Annotated in this window: 18 protein-coding genes and 1 tRNA gene; 1 reads left to right on the top strand and 18 read right to left on the bottom strand. The window is 73.4% G+C overall.

Annotation, left to right across the window (positions count from 1 at the left end; all coding sequences use genetic code 11):
- Positions 1-288: 288 nt before the first annotated feature.
- The 16 genes from EV383_RS21015 to EV383_RS21095 all read right to left on the bottom strand — a co-directional run bounded on the left by EV383_RS21015 (position 289) and on the right by EV383_RS21095 (position 12206).
- Positions 289-921: a hypothetical protein gene (locus tag EV383_RS21015; RefSeq protein WP_130291501.1), complete on the bottom strand. Its 633-nt coding sequence runs from the start codon at positions 919-921 to the stop codon at positions 289-291.
- Positions 918-1649, bottom strand: a complete 732-nt coding sequence (locus EV383_RS21020; protein ID WP_130291502.1) for a hypothetical protein — start codon at positions 1647-1649, stop codon at positions 918-920. The genes EV383_RS21015 and EV383_RS21020 overlap by 4 nt, the downstream gene beginning before the upstream one ends.
- Positions 1646-2233 (bottom strand): hypothetical protein, encoded by a 588-nt coding sequence (locus EV383_RS21025; RefSeq protein WP_130291503.1) that lies wholly within the window; start codon positions 2231-2233, stop codon positions 1646-1648. The genes EV383_RS21020 and EV383_RS21025 overlap by 4 nt, the downstream gene beginning before the upstream one ends.
- The gene (locus tag EV383_RS21030; protein ID WP_130291504.1) at positions 2230-4347 is read right to left on the bottom strand and encodes a type IV secretory system conjugative DNA transfer family protein; all 2118 of its coding nucleotides are present in this window, start codon (positions 4345-4347) and stop codon (positions 2230-2232) included. Before EV383_RS21030 ends, EV383_RS21025 begins: the two co-directional genes overlap by 4 nt.
- The gene (locus tag EV383_RS21035) at positions 4344-5003 is read right to left on the bottom strand and encodes a DUF2637 domain-containing protein (RefSeq protein WP_165438433.1); all 660 of its coding nucleotides are present in this window, start codon (positions 5001-5003) and stop codon (positions 4344-4346) included. The genes EV383_RS21030 and EV383_RS21035 overlap by 4 nt, the downstream gene beginning before the upstream one ends.
- A complete protein-coding gene (locus EV383_RS21040) occupies positions 5000-5284 on the bottom strand; it encodes a hypothetical protein (RefSeq protein WP_130291506.1) in 285 nt (94 codons plus the stop codon). The genes EV383_RS21035 and EV383_RS21040 overlap by 4 nt, the downstream gene beginning before the upstream one ends.
- A 277-nt stretch (positions 5285-5561) precedes the next feature.
- Positions 5562-5825, bottom strand: coding sequence for a hypothetical protein (locus EV383_RS21045; protein ID WP_130291507.1), 264 nt, complete (start codon positions 5823-5825; stop codon positions 5562-5564).
- Positions 5822-6352: a WhiB family transcriptional regulator gene (locus tag EV383_RS33125; protein ID WP_130291508.1), complete on the bottom strand. Its 531-nt coding sequence runs from the start codon at positions 6350-6352 to the stop codon at positions 5822-5824. Before EV383_RS33125 ends, EV383_RS21045 begins: the two co-directional genes overlap by 4 nt.
- A gap of 150 nt (positions 6353-6502) precedes the next feature.
- The gene (locus EV383_RS21055) at positions 6503-7219 is read right to left on the bottom strand and encodes a SprT family zinc-dependent metalloprotease (RefSeq protein WP_207223611.1); all 717 of its coding nucleotides are present in this window, start codon (positions 7217-7219) and stop codon (positions 6503-6505) included.
- 68 nt (positions 7220-7287) lie between these two features.
- On the bottom strand, positions 7288-7638 hold the full coding sequence (locus tag EV383_RS21060; protein WP_130291509.1) for a hypothetical protein: 351 nt from the start codon (positions 7636-7638) through the stop codon (positions 7288-7290).
- 53 nt (positions 7639-7691) lie between these two features.
- Positions 7692-7988, bottom strand: a complete 297-nt coding sequence (locus EV383_RS21065; RefSeq protein WP_130291510.1) for a hypothetical protein — start codon at positions 7986-7988, stop codon at positions 7692-7694.
- 287 nt (positions 7989-8275) lie between these two features.
- Positions 8276-8524 carry a hypothetical protein gene (locus EV383_RS21075; protein WP_130291512.1) on the bottom strand — a complete coding sequence of 83 codons (249 nt, stop codon included), beginning with the start codon at positions 8522-8524 and terminating at the stop codon, positions 8276-8278.
- Positions 8525-8991: 467 nt separating this feature from the next.
- Entirely contained in the window at positions 8992-10101 is a 1110-nt protein-coding gene (locus EV383_RS21080; protein WP_130291513.1) for a helix-turn-helix domain-containing protein, read from the bottom strand.
- Between the two features lie 62 nt (positions 10102-10163).
- A complete protein-coding gene (locus EV383_RS21085; protein ID WP_165438434.1) occupies positions 10164-11375 on the bottom strand; it encodes a tyrosine-type recombinase/integrase in 1212 nt (403 codons plus the stop codon).
- A 134-nt stretch (positions 11376-11509) separates the two neighbouring features.
- Positions 11510-11584, bottom strand: a tRNA-Ile gene (locus tag EV383_RS21090).
- A 133-nt stretch (positions 11585-11717) separates the two neighbouring features.
- Positions 11718-12206 carry a nucleotidyltransferase domain-containing protein gene (locus EV383_RS21095; protein ID WP_130291515.1) on the bottom strand — a complete coding sequence of 163 codons (489 nt, stop codon included), beginning with the start codon at positions 12204-12206 and terminating at the stop codon, positions 11718-11720.
- Between the two features lie 63 nt (positions 12207-12269).
- On the opposite strand from EV383_RS21095, the gene EV383_RS21100 reads away from it, so the two are divergent.
- Positions 12270-13082, top strand: coding sequence for a mycofactocin-coupled SDR family oxidoreductase (locus EV383_RS21100; RefSeq protein ID WP_130291516.1), 813 nt, complete (start codon positions 12270-12272; stop codon positions 13080-13082).
- Here the strand turns inward: EV383_RS21100 and EV383_RS21105 are convergent, their stop codons facing one another.
- A complete protein-coding gene (locus tag EV383_RS21105; protein ID WP_130291517.1) occupies positions 13083-14423 on the bottom strand; it encodes an MFS transporter in 1341 nt (446 codons plus the stop codon).
- Positions 14420-15571 (bottom strand): LLM class flavin-dependent oxidoreductase, encoded by a 1152-nt coding sequence (locus EV383_RS21110; RefSeq protein ID WP_130294805.1) that lies wholly within the window; start codon positions 15569-15571, stop codon positions 14420-14422. Before EV383_RS21110 ends, EV383_RS21105 begins: the two co-directional genes overlap by 4 nt.
- Positions 15572-15908: the final 337 nt, after the last annotated feature.

The following is a 15908-nucleotide window of genomic DNA, read 5'->3' on the forward strand; positions in this document are numbered from 1 at the left end:
AGAAGCCTCCTGAAACGATCTTGCAGACGATCATGGACATCGCCGGGTGTTGATCTCCGGTGCGGGCCCGCAGGGCCCGCACCACCCCGTCGGATCGCGTGATGCAGGGGTGTGCTTTGTCAGTTGGGGGTTTCGCGTCGTTTCTCTTGATCTGGCTCTTGATCTGGCTCTGGCCGTTGCTGTTGCTCTCACTGGTGCTGCTGTTCGGGTCGGTGCCGTCGGTTCTCGTGGCGCTGGAAGATCGCGTGGGTGCGGCTCGGTGGTCGGTGGTCGAGGCTCGCGGAGAGATCACGGCGCTTCGTCGCTCGGCTGTTCGCACGGCCGCCGCTCGGGTACGGCCGGTCGCCCGGTGGACGGTGCGCGGCCTCGGGGCCGGATCGCGACGCCGTGGGCCCGTAGTGCGGCCAGGACGGTCCCGGGGCTGACGTCGAGCAGCACGGCGATGCCGCGCGCGCTCGCGCCGCCCCGGTACAGGCGCACCGCGCGCTCGAGGTCCAGGCCGCCGGCCTCAGCGCCGCGGACGGTGGCGCGGCGGTGACAGGAGCGGCACAAGGGCCGGTATCGGGCCGGGTCAGTGCTGTAGCGGCGCCCGCGTCCCGTCTCGGTCTGCTCGTCGGGGTCGGTGCCGTCGTAGGACCACAGCGTCGCCGGGCCTGTGCAGGCTGCGCACGCGCGACCGGCGGCCGGGCCGCGTTGGGCCCGGACCCGCCGGTGCGCGGCCGCGTAGCCGACCGCCGAGCGCGCCCGGGCCGGGCCGCCGCCGAGCGGGTCGCCATGACGGCGCAGGCGCCCGTAGTGGCGCCCGCAGTAGCCGCGTCCCCGGTGTGGTCGCGGGCACCCGACGACCGAGCAGCCGCGTCCGCCGCGGTCCGCGCGTTGACGCCGCAGCGTCAACTCGGTCCGATCCGGGCTGGTGGTCATCGGTGGCTCCGGTGCAACGAACGCTGGTAGGCCTCCGCCTCGGCGTATTGGGCCGGGGACGGCTCCGGGCGGGCGCCTTGGCCAGCGGCCCAGTAGTGGGCGATCTGGCCGACGTGCGCGGCCAGCGGCGCCACCATCTGTGGGCTCGCCTGCGGACGGCCAGGGGCGTGCAGGGTCAGGTCGCACTTGGCCAGCACCGACCCGACCCGGCGGGCGACGCCGGGGCGCTGGCGTTCGTGCCAGTCCCCCACGCGCAGCCACGACCCGGTCTCTGAGTGGTAGGCGTCGGCGTGCGCCTGGCGGCACCACCACAGTTCCTCGATCACGTGCGGGTGCCAGAGCCAGCACGACCCGAGCACGGCGTCCGGGTAGCGCAGGAACACCCGGTCCAGCCACTCGACCAGATCCGCCAGATCGGCGACCGCCTGGTCCGGGTCACCGGCCAGAAGCCAGCACCGCACCCCCGCACTGGCCCCGTCGGCCGCTGCGCCGCGCGCACTGCCCGGGCTGTCGGTGCATGTGGTCGTCGTGCTGCCGGCGGTCAGCGAGGCGAGGCGGGCGACGTCGGTGGCGAGCCGTCGGACGTGGCTCCCCAGCGCGGTCACCTTGCGGCCGGTCCGGTCCAGCACCCGAGCCAGCGCGCGCACACCGTCGCCCTCCGGCCCGGCTGCCGGCTCGCTGCACGCTGGGTCGTCGTGCCTGCGGGTCTGGTCCGGTGCGTCGGTCATCGGGCCTCCCCCAACTCGGCGGTATCGGACTCCGCGGTCTGCTCGTCGTCGTCACGCCCGATCTCGCGGCAACAGGCGTAGGAATCGGTGCTGGCGAGGTCGGCGCGTCGCGCGTTGTCGAGCTGTTGCGACCGCCGCACCGGGGCATCGGTGGCCTCGCGCACCGCCTGGTGGGCGCGCTCGATCGCGGCCGCCGTGTCCTCCTTCACCCGCCGGGCCGGCCCGCCCGCATCGGCCGGTTCCAGCCCGGCTCGCGGGTGGTCACGGAGCTCGTCGTACTCGACCGCGGTGAGCGGCCGAACTCCGTCGGGCGCGGCAAGGTCGACGATCAGCCACCCGTCGTCCTCGGCCGCGTCGTCGACGCCCGTCGCGTCATCATGGTCGGCGCGGTCGTCGTCCTCGGTGTGGGCGAGCTCGTCCAGGTGGCGCTGGTGGGCCCCGTCGGCGCCGCTGGAGTACCAGCCGTCGGCGTCGTTGCGTTCGGGCCACCGCCCGGGCCGGTCCGCGCCCGCCGAGACGCCGGGGCCGTAGGTCCAGTGCCGTCCGCCGAGCCGGTCGCCGTCGTCGTTGGTGTTGTCGGTCATCGCTGATCAGGTCTCTCCGGACGCTCGTCTCGTTCGTCGTACGCCTGCCCATCGCCGTCGGGGCCGTGGTCGTGGTGGTCTGGCCTCGGCCGGGGTCCGGCGTCGTCCGGCGCCACCGGGATCGGCTGGGTGATCGGCTCGCCCCGGGTGCTGCCGGCCATCGGGTGGGTCGGTCGGGTGGCGACGACCTGGCCGGGCACGACGCGCGGGGTGCGCGTGTCCGGGCCGACGCCGGTGACCCGCAGCCGCAGGGCACCCAGCAAGCCGGCGACCCGACCCGTGCACGCCCGGTACGCCACCCGCACCCACCGCGAGCACGCCCGGTGTCCCGCCCGCGCCCACCGGGCGGTCGGCCGGGCCACGGCGACCGCCCACCGTGCGGCGGCGTGACACCCGCTCCGCGCCCACCGTCGGGCGCGGACGGTCAGGGCGCCGGGCTGGTGGTAGGCGCGGACGTCGCGGCGGCGGTAGGCCTGCTCGACGGTGCCGAGCACGGGCGCCATGTCCGCCCGGAACACCACCACCCGCCGCGCCGGGAGCGTCGCCAGCTGGGCCGGGGTCAGCACCGGCACCCGCCGGGTGGTGCGGGAGGCGAGTCGGCCGTGCATGTCGGTGGTGACGGTGGGCTCGTCGCGCTCGCCCGCGAGGGAGGACCAGTAGGCGAGGTCGTCGCGGTCGGCGGTCCCGCCGAACAGCAGCCTCGCCCCGGAGTTGTTCATGATCACCGCAGCCCGGTGACGGCCGTAGCGCTCGACGATCTGGGCGTAGGACTGGAAGCACGCCACGATGGACACCCCGCGTCCGCCCATGTCTGCGGTCCAGCGGTGCAGCGGCACCGGGCAGATCAGCGCCGCCTCGTCCAGGCGCAAGCTAAGTGGCGGGTCCAGGCGTCCGCCCGGGCGGCGGACGGCGATCCGGCGCGCCTGCCGGGCGATGTGCCCGGTCAGCGCGGCGACGAGAGGGGCGACCTGGGCCTCTTCCCCGCCGAGCATGTAGACGGTCGCGCGCGCCTCCAGCAGCCGTTCCACGTCGAACGGGCGCCCGCCCTGGGAGATCGGCCGCGCAGCCGCCCGCGCCGGCCCGTGGGTCAGCCACTCCAGCGCGGGCACGATCGACTGCGTGATCGAGGTCCGCGTGCGGGTGTTGGTCTCGATGAACGCGGTGATCGCTGCGACGAACCCCGGCTCCGGGCTGTGGTTACGAAGGAGGTTGGTGATCTCGGCCTGCGAGCGGTCCAGGTTCGCGACCCAGTCCTGAACCTCCAACATCGTCAGACCGCCCAGCGCGGCCGCGTGCAGCAGCGCCGCGAGGTTGCGGCGGGTCTGGGCCTCCCACCACCCGCGGTCCCCGCTCCCGGCCTCCGCGCCGGCCTCGGTGTCGGTGTCGGTGTCGGTGCCGAGCATGTCCGCGGCCCGCTCGTTCGCGGTCACCGGATCGCAGCAGCCGGTCAGCGGGTCGAACGTGATCGTCGACCGGATCCCGCCGAGCCCGACCGGGTTGAACACCAGGACCGGCCCGACCTGGGCGCGCAGCGGCCCGGTCTGCATCAACAGATCCGTGCGGGTGGAGGTGACCAGCGCGGCGCCCGGGGCGTCGAGCACGCGTCCGGCCAGCCACTGGGTCTTGCCGACCCGGGGGCCGCCGACCACGATCACGACCCACTCGATCGTCGCCCACACCTGTTGGGCGCCGCAGCGGCACAGCTTCACCCCGACCTCGGCGACCGGCAGCGCCACTCGCCGCCACACCCGCCCCGTCCGCGACGTCGCGGCCGCGGACAGCGTGGGCCGGACTTGGCGGGTACGGCGGCGCATCGCCGACGGCGACGCGCAACGGGCGATGTCGATCCCGGACGCGACGCCGGCCTTGCGGCGTACCCGGGCGCCCCACCGTGTCACCGTGGCCATCGAGCGGCCCCACCGCTGCCAGCCCACCCCGGCCAGCACCAGCGCGGCGCCGGTCAGGATCAGCGGGTGGGTGGTGCGCCACAACGTGAGCGCGGGCAGCAGCGCCGCCACCGCGCAGCCGACCGCGATCGCCCACGCCCGCCGTCGCCACGCCACCACCGCGGCACCGACCAGCGCGGCCAGGAATCCCAGCGCTGCCAGGTTCATCGCGCACCTCCGTGCCCGTTGGTCGACGCCAGTTCCCGACCGGCGGCGATCTCGCCGCCGGGGTTCGCGTCCTGGCGGGCTCGGGTGAGCAGCCGTCGGGCCTCGTGTTCGGTGATCTCCAGCTCGCGGGACAGGCGCCGCCGGCCCGCCCCAGCCGCGATCAACTCCGCGGCCCGGGCGGACTCGTCCGTCCTCGCAGGCCCGTCCGCGTCGGTCGCCGCGGCCGCGGGAACGGTCGCTGCAGAGCGCGGTGTCGTGGCGCTGGCCGGGTCCGGTCGTCCGACCAGGACGGACAGGTGCACCACCGCGCCCAGTACCGCCGGTGCGATCGCCGACACGACGACCACCACCCACCACGGCGGGGCGAGCGCGAACGCGGCCAGACCGTGCCCGAGCGCGTTCGCCGCCACCGACAGCCCCAGCAGCGCCAGGGCCAGGGCGCGGGCGAATCGGCGCGCCGCCGGCGCGGCCCGCTCGCCGAGCCATACCAGCGACCCGGCCGCCGCCCCGGCATCCACGACCACCGGCAGCAGCCACGCCAATCCGGCGCCGAACCCGCACGTGCGGGCCAGATCCCGCAGCGCGGCGAACGACAACACCGCTGCCGCGGCGGCGACCACTGCCAGCAACCCGACCAACGCCATTCGGGCGCTCACGGCGCACCCCCACGACCGGGTCGCGCCCCGCCGCGGCGGGCACGCGGAGTGGCCCCGGTCCTGGTGTGCGGCCATGCCGCCCAGCCCGCCAGGCCGGTCAGGACCACCAGGGCGGCCACGATCACCGGGTCCGACAGGAGCCGGGTCAGCGGCGTCGCCGCGAGCAGCGCCACCACCGCGATGGCGGCGGCCGTCCACGGCCGCCCCGACCACCAGGCGACCACCGCTACCCCCATAGTCGCGACGGTGACCAGCAGGAATCCGATCAGAATCGGGTCCATCACTCGTCGTCCTCCCACCCGGTATCGGCCCGCCACGCCGCGAGCGCGGCGAGCTGGCGGGCGCAGTGGGCGGCGTGTCCGTCCTCCCGGTCGTGCGGGTGCGACTCGAACGGGCCCCGGTCGGTGACCCGCTGCCCGCATGCCGCGCACGTCCAGCGCCCGACGCGGCCCAGTACGGATCCGAGCGGCCGGCGACCTGCTCGAAGGCCCGCTCCGCCCGCGTGCCCGACGGCTCGTCCTCGGCGTCGGTCAGGCCGAGCGCCTCGGCGACCTCGTCCTACGACCGGCCCAGCCCGCGCGCGTCGGTCGTCGACTCGCGGATCTCCCGCTCGGCCACGCCGCGAACCAGCACCCCGGCCCGCACCCCGGCGAGGGGGTCGGCCAGGCCAGGGCGGGTGATCCGGTCGAACCCCGGGATCGCCACCTCGACCGGCTCGGTGTCGAACCCCTCCACGGCCAGGCGGCGCACCATCTGGCGCACCTGGGCGGCCAGCCGCTCGCGGCGCGCCTGCTCCTCGGTCGGTTCCCCGAACACACTCACCGCGCACCCCCGGATGTCGCCGCGCTCTGTGCGGCCGTGTGGGCGGCGCGCCAGCGAGCCACGGTGCGGTCGCTGACCTCGAACTCGGCCGCCACCGCCGCGCAGGAGCGGCCCGCCTCGACCTGCCCGACCGCGGCAGCCCGCTGCTGCGGGCTCGTCCAACTGCCCCGGCTGCGTCGGGCAGGCCCTGGGTGCCGCGCCGTCTGTCGCGTCATGGGCCGCGCGGATCCGACCCGCACGCGGCGCCGCTCGGCGGCCGTGAGGCCACCGGCCACACCCTCCGGGAGCGCGTCGAGCGCCCACGCCCGGCATGCGTCGATCACCGGGCAGCCGGCGCACACCGCCTTCGCCCGCGCCTCCTGCGCCCGCAACTCCGGGCCGCGCTCCGCGACCGGGAAGAACACCTCCGCATCCACCCCGTCGTCCCGGCACGCCGCCTGGCGCCGCCAGTCCCGCCCCGCCGAACCGGCCGTGTCACCGGCGTTATCCCGCGCCGTGGTCGCGCGGTCGTGCTCGCGTCGTAACATCGTTGCCTCTCCTGTCCTCTTCAGTGGTGCGGAGAGAGCGGCCCGGCGGCTGTGTCCGGCCAAGAACCCGTCGCCGGGCCGTCCCCCCACTCGATCTGTTGTCCTGCATGGCCGTCCGCGTCGTCCCGGACGCGGCGGGCCGGTCTGCGCTCATCCGGCGTCCGCCCCGTCCTCCGGGCTGCCGTCATCCGGGCCGCCGTCGAGGTCCTCGGGCAGGAACTCGGCCTCGCAGATCCCGCAGAGGATCGGGCCGGCCTCGCGCACCGACACGGCCACCCGGATCCGGCGCCCGCAGGCGCACACGCACGCCGGCGGGCCCGGCTTCTTCGGCTTCTCCGCCCCGCCGGTGGTCTCGCTGGCCCGGCGCATCCGCAGTGCCCGCCCGAGCTCGCCGATCGCCGCGGCGTACACGGCGCGGGTGGCATCCGGGACGGTCGTCGGCGACCACCCCAGCTTCGGGTCCTTCTCGACCGCCACCCCGATCTCCTCGGCGAAGGCCTTGAATCGGGCGTTGTGCCAGCGGCCCTGCCGCGAGGTGTCCTGCACCCCGCGCACGTGGGCCAGGGCGTGCGCCGCCTCATGCAACAACGTGCCGAACACGTCGACCGGGCCGCGGGCGAGGCCCTCCCCGCCCACGAACACCTCCGCCAGACGCCGCCCGTCCTCGTCACGCTCGTCTTCGTGCCGGTGGTCGTCGTTGTCGGTGGCGGTCCAGCGCATCGCGGCGAAATGGCCCAGCCGCAGCCCGCCGCGGTCGCCAGACCCGGCGCCGAGCACGATCACCACGGGCGGCAGTTCCGGGTTCCGGGCCCGGATCGCCGCCCACGCGGCCTCCAGGGCTGCCACCATCGGCGCACTGATCGCCAAACCGTCCACCCCGGACACAACCGGCCCGGCGTGCTGTGGTGACACGGCCGTGTCAACCGCTGCGGCGGTCATCGCCGACGCTCCGGCTGCCGCGCCGGCGCCGCGAACAGCCCCGGCAGATCGTCGAGTGCGGCCCGCTGCTGGTCCCGCGACTCCGGACCGGAGCGCAGCCGGGCCCCCGGCACCAGGTCGGCCAGGTGCGCCAGCCACGCCGGCAATGGCGCCCGCTCCAACAGGCACTTGGCGATCACCCGCGACGGGCAGTCGCGTCGCTCGCTGGTCGTGGCCCACCCGCAGCTCGGGCACCGGCCTACCGGGGTGTCGTGGTCGATCAGCACCTGCATCCAGCCGGTGCGCCCACAGCGCCCGGACCGCAGCCGCTCATCGAGGTCCTCGGCCCGCGCGGTCTCGACAGGCACGTCCCACTCAATCGCCGCCCGCCGCACCCGCGCCCGGCCGTCCCACCGCCGGTTCACGACCACACCGCCGACCAGTCGGCGATCGCGCCCGCGTCCGTGGCGAGCGCGTCCGCTCCGGCGTCGGTCAGCGCGAACCGCAGCCCGCCGGCCTCGACCGGCTCACCGATGCGGCCCGCCTGATCCGGGCACAGAACCGAGCCGTCCCGGTGCGAGAACTCCGGAGCCCGCCCCGCGGCAGCGGGCCAGCCGAGCGGGGGCATCCCGACCGCCGGCTCCGCGCAGCCGGGACAGACCAGCGCATCCGGGTCCACCAGCCGGTCCGGCACGTCCTGTACGTGACTGAGGGTCATCGTGGCCTCCTGCATGCTCGGTGTGGGCCGGTCGGCCCGGCCCCCGGGTGGCGGCGCCTGCCCCGCCACCGCGCCGAAAGGCGCGCACGGCATCCGAGGCTCGCTGTCAAGGGCGGCCCTTGGGCCGTCGCCGGAGGCGATCGCGGAGCGACCCTTGACAGTGAGTGATGTCGTGCTGAACTCGGGCCGACCGGCCCGCACCGCCCCGCCGCAGGCGGGACCATCCGAGTCGTCGGCCCGCCCGGCCTTGAGGGCAAACACGCGCTCCGACTTGCCGCCGGCCGGGCTCACGAGCCACTCCCGGACGACCCGGCCCGCTGCGGCTGCTGCTGCCCGTTCAACGCCGGCGTCGCCGCGTTGTCGAATGAGGACATGAACGTCGACACCGCACCCGGCAGCCCGTCGCCGACCGGCGTGGCCACGAAGAACACCAGCGCCAGCAGCGCGAACAGGATCGCGCCCAACGCCGACCGCGCCTTCGCGCAGATCGCGGCACCCACGATCGCGAACAGAATCAACAACCCGACGCTGCCCATCAGTCGGCGCTCCCGCGACGAGCGACCGACAACCGGGGCTCGGCGATCTCCCGAGTATCCGGGTGCGCCATGACGGAGGCCGGATCCGAGCCGACCGTCCACTCTTCGGCGGTCGCCCGGCTGATGTACCACCGATTCCCGCTCCTCCGCGCAGGAAGAACGTGGGGAATCAGGCGGCGAATCTTCTGACAGTTCGAGCTGGCCGAGCCGCCAGACCCCACCTCGCCGAACCACAGTTCGGCGACCTCCTCAACCGTGAGGAGCAAAGCCGTCCGTAGGGCGCCCTCTGTGTGGTCGCCGCCGGTTGACGCGGACGTGTCAGAACGTTCGCGATCGTGAACAGACATCGAGCCTCCTCCTGTGATCCGCGCCCGTGGGTGGGCGCCATCACAGGAGAACCCCGGAATGCACGAGGGACCCGGACAAACTGTCCGGGTCCCTCAGAGATCGCGGCTGATTACAAGAATCTAGCTACTACTGATGATGCGTTCAACCAGATCCACGGCGTCATCGTCCCGGGCCAGGAAGGAGAGCGCTCGCGCGAGGTCGATCATGTGCGTCACCTGCCGTTCCACCGGGAGGTGCGCGACGTCCACGTCCTCACCGCGCTTCGCGACCCACGACATGTCTCCGAGGTCGAGCCCGGCCGACAGTCGGTGCAGCTCGACGTTCGTCGGCCCGAACCCCGTCTGCCAGTAGTTTCCGTCCTCACCGAGCCGTACGGCCGAGCGCTCGGCCTGGCCGAGCAGCTCGTCGGCGCCGGCGCGGTCCTGCCGGCGGGCGGCCGCGACCGCGGTTCGCAGGTGCAGCATGCCGAGCAGGCTCAGCGCCTCCGGGTCGCCGGCCGCGACCTGCGGGCCGAGCCAGCGCGCGGCGGTCTCGCCGAGACTCAGTGCATCGTCGTAGCGACCGACTGCTAGCAGAGCGTGGGTCGCCGCCCGCGCCGCCGAGGCGAGCACGAGCGGGTCGTCGGCCTCGTCGGCCGCCTTCATCGCACGTTCGGCGGCGATCCACGACAGGTCGGCCTCGCCGACCTTGCTCAACGTCGTCGCGGCCAGATGGTGCGTGCGCGCCGACATCGCCCAGGATCGTCGGCGCACGTCCGGCGCCTGCCCGGTCGCCGCATCCTCGATCTGCTGGGCGCTGTGGATCAGGCGCGGGAGTCGCTCGACGACCTCGCCGATCCGCCCGCGCTGGTAGTCGGCCCACAGGAACTCGACCAGCTGCTCGGCCTGGCGCAGGTCCGGCGGCGCAGCCGCATCGGACGCGAACAGGACGCGGGACAGGCGGCCGGGAGCCATCAGCGCGTCACGGATCGCCGGGATGTTGTCCCGCTCGTCGTCCTCCTCCATGAGCACGGGCTGGCCCATGAGGTCGCCGAGTGAGACGCGCAGGGCCCCGGCCAGCTCGGTCAGCACGTCGACGCGCCGGAGCTGGCGCTCGCCGCGCTCGATCTTGCTGAGCCAGTCGGTACTGCGGCCGACGAGACCGGCGAGCTGGCTCTGCGTGTAGCCACGGCGCTGCCGGTAGAAGGCGATCCGCTCACCGATCTGCATCTCGTCACCAGCCCCACGCACGGTCTCAGGCTACCGGCCGCCGGCGCCCGGAAACGACCCTCGCACAATCGGATGTCCGGGCATCACGAATCCATCCACGCGGCGTCCATGACAGCGGCGCCGGCCGGATGCAGCTCGCCACGCGCGACGTAGATGTCGGTGAGCGTGCTGATCTTGGCGTGACCGGTGAGATCCGCTTTCTGCCGATCGGTGAGAACTCCGGAGTCGTGCCAGATCGTTGCGGCCGTCTTGCGGAAGGTGTGGCTCGTGACCGGCCAGTCCATCCCGGCCGATTTCCTTGCCTCGCGAACGTAGCCGACGATGTTGTTCGGATCCTTCCAGTTGAATCCGCCCTTCATCGAGGACGCCGGAAAGACTGGAATCTCCGGTCCGTGAACCGTACGCGCACGGAGCATTGTCACCACAAACTGCGGAAGCGGGACGATCCGCAATGACGTTTCCGTCTTTCCGTCGTGGCGATGGAGTCCCCGCCCTCGATGCCGGACGACGTTGCCGGTAATCGCGACGATCGGGACGGCTCGTATCTCGTCACGCTCGACGACGGGGACCCCTTCCAGGTCCACATCACACCAGCGGACGCCGAGCGCCTCGCCCATACGAACTCCCGTGCCGAGCATGAACGTCACGATGTCCGGAAGGTCGCGCCGACGGGCACGCACCTGGGCGCGTGCTTCCTCCTCGTCGTCAGACGTCCCGGCCATCCAGCCGAGGAAGTGTCGTCTCTCCACAGTGGTCAGGGCGCGTGGCCTGCGCGGTCCCCGCTCGATCGGGTCGAGGTGGCGGATCGGGTTGTCCGCCAACGCCTCGTGCTGGACTGCGACCCTGAGCACGAGCGACACGACGGTCCGGATCGTCTTCCGGGACTCCGGGCTGTGGCGCGCAGGCAGCGTGTTGAAGAAACCGTCGAACCGGGGAACAGTGCACTCGTACAGCCGCCACTGCCCCACGGCCGGGAGGATCACGGCCCGCAGACGCTGCCGGTATGTGTCGGCCGTCGTCACGGCGCGGGCGCCGTCACGCACCTGCGTCTCCAGCTTGTTCAGCCAGATCTCCGCCGCCCGCTCGAACGTATGCTCCGGGCGGAGCGGCGCCATGGTGGTGCCAATGCGCGCCCGGAGCTCGTCCTGGAGCGCACGGGACGCGGCCGCCTTCGAGGCGCCGCTGCGCTCCAGCAGCCGCGTCACGCCGTCGTAGTCGCGGAACCGGCACTTGGCGACGTAGCTGCCGCCCGCGCTGAGCCGCTGGGTGATGCGGATGCTGCCGTGGGTGCCCATCGGTAGCGGTGGTCGCGCCATCCGCCCGCCTCGTTGCTAGATCGACCCCGCGGAGTTTCCGTTGGGTTTCCGTTGGATCCGATCACCGTACGGGGTCCGCAGCGGCGAGCACAAGGCATTGAACTGCGACAACGTGGGGCGGGTCGGGTTCGAACCGACGACCTGACGGGTTATGAGTCCGCTGCTCTGACCAGCTGAGCTACCGCCCCCTGAACGGCGGAGTAGTGGTCGGCCGACGTCCAGACGGTGCCGGCGACGATCATCGTCGTCACGGCACCGCGGGGCCAGATAGTAGCGGCCACCACAGCGCGGGCGACGCCCTCCGGCCACCCGGACCGCGCGTCATCCGGACAGTCGGCGGAGACGGGCGAGGTCGACGTGATCGACGCCGCGCAACTCGTAGCCCTCGTGGAAGGACAGCTGGGCCTCGACCGACACGCACGGAACGGAACGTCCGGCGATCGTCCCCGTCGTGTAGTAGCGGGCCGGGAACTCCCAGAACCCGCCGTCGAGGTCGGCCTGCCGCGCACTGCCGTCGTCGGCGATCTGCAGGGGGTGCACGTCCACCCACCCGCGGCCCGGCGCGGCGAGCTCGACGCGGGTCGGGCGCCAGTCCGTCTCGATCGCGTAGCCCAGCTCCGCGAGCGTGGTGAGGACGCGGTCCTCGTGCCGGGAGTCGACGTCGACGTCCAGGTCGCGGTGCGGACGGGTCTGCGCGCCGACGAGCGCGTCGACGCCCCAGCCGCCCTCCACCCAGTACCGGCACCCCGCCGCGTCCAGGGCATCGAGCACGCGGACGACCTCGGCCGCCGTCATCCCACCGTCGTCCACAGGGCCGATCCTGGCGGGGACGGCCGCCCGGCCGCCACCGGATTCGGCTGGTAGACAACGATCATGGGACTTCTGGACGGCAAGGTGGCGTTCGTGACCGGGGCGGCGCGCGGGCAGGGCCGCACGCACGCGGTGCGGATGGCCGCCGAGGGCGCGGACATCGTCGCCGTCGACGTCGTGGCGCCGGTCGCGGCCGACAACGGCTACCCGGCGGCCGTCCCCGAGGACCTGGACGAGACGGCCCGGCTGGTCGAGGAACAGGACCGCCGGATCGTGGCGCGGGTCGCCGACGTACGCGACTCCGCCGCCCTGGACGCAGCACTCGACGAGGCGGCGTCCGAACTCGGGGCGCGGCTCGACATCGTCGTCGCGAACGCGGGCGTCTCGAACTGGAACCGGTTCTGGGAGATCTCCGACGAGCAGTGGCAGACCGTCGTGGACGTCAACCTGACCGGTGTCTGGCGGACCATGAAGGCCGCCGCGCCGCGGATGATTGCCGCGGGCAACGGCGGATCGATCGTCGTCACCAGCTCCGTCGCGGGACTCAAGTCGCTGCCCGCGCAGGCGCACTACGCGGCGTCCAAGCACGGGGTGGTGGGGCTGACGAAGACCGCGGCGATCGAGCTGGCCGAGTTCGACATCCGGGTCAACTCGATCCACCCGTGGGCGGTGCGCACGGAAATGGGCCGCGACCGGAGCTTCGAACCGCAGATCGAGGCGCACCCGCAGTACGCACGCAGCTTCGCGTCCCTGCTGCCCGAACGCGCCGCGCACACCGACGACATCACCAACGCCGTGATGTGGCTGGTCAGCGACCTGGGCCGGACCGTCACCGGCGCCCAGATCCCGGCCGACCTGGGCGCCACGACGTTGTAGCTACCAGGGATCGGTCCGTGCCCACTCCGGCCGCCACCCGATGTAGCGCGGCATGACGGCGACGGCGACGAGGCTGATCACCGCGGTGAGGACCAGGTAGCCCGCCGCCCACCACGGGTCTCCCCCGCCGAAGGCGAGCAGCGCGGTGAGGAACACCGGCGTCAGGCCCGAGGCCCAGATGCCGGAGCCCTGGTAGACCAGCGACATCCCGGTGTAGCGGACGCCGGTGTCGAACAGCTCCGCGAACAGCGCGGACTCGGTGCCCGTCATCGCGGCGTAGAAGACCCCGAGCTGCGCGACGATCGCCGACGCGGCCAGCCACGGGATCCCCGACTGCACGGCCAGGAACGACGGGACGACCGTCAGCCCGAACCCGGCCGCCCCGATCCCGAAGATCCTCCGCCGTCCGTAGCGGTCGGCGAGCCGTCCCGCGAACGGCGTCAGCGCCGCCATCAGCAGGGCGCCGCCGGTGACGGCGAGCAGGATCGTGGTCTTGTCCATCCGCACCGTCGCGGTGGCGTAGGTGATGACGAAGACGCCCCACGTGTTGAACGCGGCGCCCTCCGCCCAGCGGGCGAGCATCCCGGTGCCGACGCCGCGCCGGTGCGCGCGGGTACGGAACACCTCGACGACCGGCACCGACGCCGTCGCGCCGGAGGCGTGCAGCTCCCGGAACTCCGAGGTCTCGAGGACCTTGAGCCGCACGACCAGCCCGACCCCGACGAGCACGACGCTGATCAGGAACGCGATCCGCCAGCCGATGCTCAGGAACGTCTCCGGGTCGAGCACCTGCCCGAGCAGCGCGAACACACCAGTCCCCAGGGCCAGGCCGAGCCCGAGCCCGATCTGCGGGACGCTGCCGTAGAGCCCACGACGCCCGGGCGGCGCGTTCTCCACGGCGAGCAGCACCGCTCCGCCCCACTCACCGCCGACCGCGATGCCCTGCAGCACGCGCAGCAGCACCAGCAGCAACGGCGCCGCGACGCCGATCGCGGCGTAGGAGGGCAGCAGCCCGATCAGCGCGGTGGCCACGCCCATCATCACCATCGTCGCGACGAGCGTGCGCTTGCGCCCGAGCCTGTCCCCGATGTGCCCGAAGATCACCCCGCCGACCGGCCGGGCGACGAAGCCCACCGCGAACGTGCCGAAGGCCAGGAGCGTGCCGATGACCTCGTCGCCGCCGGCCGGGAAGAACAGCGCCGGGAAGACGAGGCCCGCGGCGGTGGCGTAGAGGAAGAAGTCGTACCACTCGACGGTCGTGCCGATCAGGCTCGCCGCCAGCACCGTCCGCGGTCCGGCCGGTGCCGCTCCGGTGGACCGCTCGTCGACGCCGGTGCTCACTTCCCGCCCCGCATCGCCGCGAACGGCACCGACACGCCCGCGTCCGGGTCGATGCCGCCACCCTCCGGCGGGGACCACAGGCCGCGCTCGCGCAGGATCGGGAAGACGCCCTCGCCCACCTGCCAGGCCTCCTCGAGATGCGGGTAGCCCGAGAGCACGAACTCGTCGATGCCGAGCTCGTGGTACTCGGCGATCCGGTCGGCGACCTCGGTGTGGCTGCCGACCAGGGCCGTCCCCGCCCCGCCGCGGACGAGCCCGACGCCGGCCCACAGGTTCGGCGAGATCTCCAGGTCGTCGGTGGAGCCGTTGTGCAGCGCGCGCATCCTCCGCTGCCCCTCCGACTCGCTCGCCGACAGCCCCGACTGGACGCTGTCAATGGTCGAGGGGTCCAGCGCGTCGAGCAGCGACTGCGCCTGCGCCCAGGCCGCGTCGGCGGTGTCGCGGGTGATCACGTGCAGCCGGATGCCGAACCGGACGGTGCGGCCCTGCTCGTCGGCGAGCTTGCGGATCCAGGCGATCTTCTCCGCGACGGCCGCGGGCGGCTCGCCCCAGGTCAGGTAGACGTCGGCGTGCTCGGCGGCGATGTCGCCCGCGGCCGGCGAGGAGCCGCCGAAGTAGACGTCGGGTACCGGGTCGGGCAGGCGGTCGAGGAACGCGTTCTCGACGTGGACGTGCTCGCCGTCGAGGTCGATCGTCTCGCCCCGCCAGATCGCGCGGACGACCTTCAGGAACTCCCCGGTCCGGGTGTAGCGGGCGTCCTTGTCGAGGAAGTCGCCGTAGGCGCGCTGCTCGCTGCTCTCGCCGCCGGTGACGACGTTGACCAGCAGCCGTCCCCCGGAGTGGCGCTGGTAGGTCGCCGCCATCTGTGCGGCCAGCGTCGGCGAGACCGACCCCGGCCGGAACGCGACGAGGAACTTCAGCCGTTCGGTGTGCGCGACGAGCATCGCCGTCGTCAGCCAGGCGTCCTCGCACCAGGCCCCGGTCGGGGTCAGTGCGCCGGTGAAACCGACCTGCTCGGCGGCACGCGCGACCTGGGTCAGGTAGCCGATGTCCGCCGGGCGGATCGCACCGGCCGACCCGGTGCCGACACCGTGCCCACCGCCGACGAGCTGACGGCTGTCGCCCATCGTCGGGAGGAACCAGTGCATGGTCAGGGGACTGTCAGAGGACACGGATGAGGCCTTTCGGGCAGGTCGGGACGCCGTCCGTGGACGGGGAGGGAACCGGGCTCAGGACCGGGGAGTGGTCACCGGTGACAGGACTGTGAGGACAGTCGTCCGAGATCGAGCCAGCGACGACGCGTCAGCTCGCTCGCACCCATCCGACGACAGCAACAGAGGTGGGACTCCGACGCAACCGGTGACGATGGAGGTCACCACGGATCCCCGGAGCGGCCCCGGCAGGTGGTTGTCCTCCGGATCACCGCGTCTGCGTAAGGTCGCCCCCGCGGACCGCCAGGTACCGGGCCCCGGCCCGTTGCTACCT

This window comes from Pseudonocardia sediminis, assembly GCF_004217185.1.
GTDB lineage: Bacteria > Actinomycetota > Actinomycetes > Mycobacteriales > Pseudonocardiaceae > Pseudonocardia > Pseudonocardia sediminis.

Bases quoted from the DNA above. Each gene is read 5' to 3' on its own strand.
- EV383_RS21030 (WP_130291504.1), bottom strand. From the start codon at position 4,347: ATGAACCTGGCAGCGCTGGGATTCCTGGCCGCGCTGGTCGGTGCCGCG.
- EV383_RS21075 (WP_130291512.1), bottom strand. From the start codon at position 8,524: ATGGGCAGCGTCGGGTTGTTGATTCTGTTCGCGATCGTGGGTGCCGCG.
- EV383_RS21020 (WP_130291502.1), bottom strand. From the start codon at position 1,649: ATGACCGACGCACCGGACCAGACCCGCAGGCACGACGACCCAGCGTGC.
- EV383_RS21040 (WP_130291506.1), bottom strand. From the start codon at position 5,284: ATGGACCCGATTCTGATCGGATTCCTGCTGGTCACCGTCGCGACTATG.
- EV383_RS21015 (WP_130291501.1), bottom strand. From the start codon at position 921: ATGACCACCAGCCCGGATCGGACCGAGTTGACGCTGCGGCGTCAACGC.
- EV383_RS21025 (WP_130291503.1), bottom strand. From the start codon at position 2,233: ATGACCGACAACACCAACGACGACGGCGACCGGCTCGGCGGACGGCAC.
- EV383_RS21085 (WP_165438434.1), bottom strand. From the start codon at position 11,375: ATGGGCACCCACGGCAGCATCCGCATCACCCAGCGGCTCAGCGCGGGC.
- EV383_RS21065 (WP_130291510.1), bottom strand. From the start codon at position 7,988: ATGACCCTCAGTCACGTACAGGACGTGCCGGACCGGCTGGTGGACCCG.
- EV383_RS21100 (WP_130291516.1), top strand. From the start codon at position 12,270: ATGGGACTTCTGGACGGCAAGGTGGCGTTCGTGACCGGGGCGGCGCGC.
- EV383_RS21110 (WP_130294805.1), bottom strand. From the start codon at position 15,571: ATGCACTGGTTCCTCCCGACGATGGGCGACAGCCGTCAGCTCGTCGGC.
- EV383_RS33125 (WP_130291508.1), bottom strand. From the start codon at position 6,352: ATGTTACGACGCGAGCACGACCGCGCGACCACGGCGCGGGATAACGCC.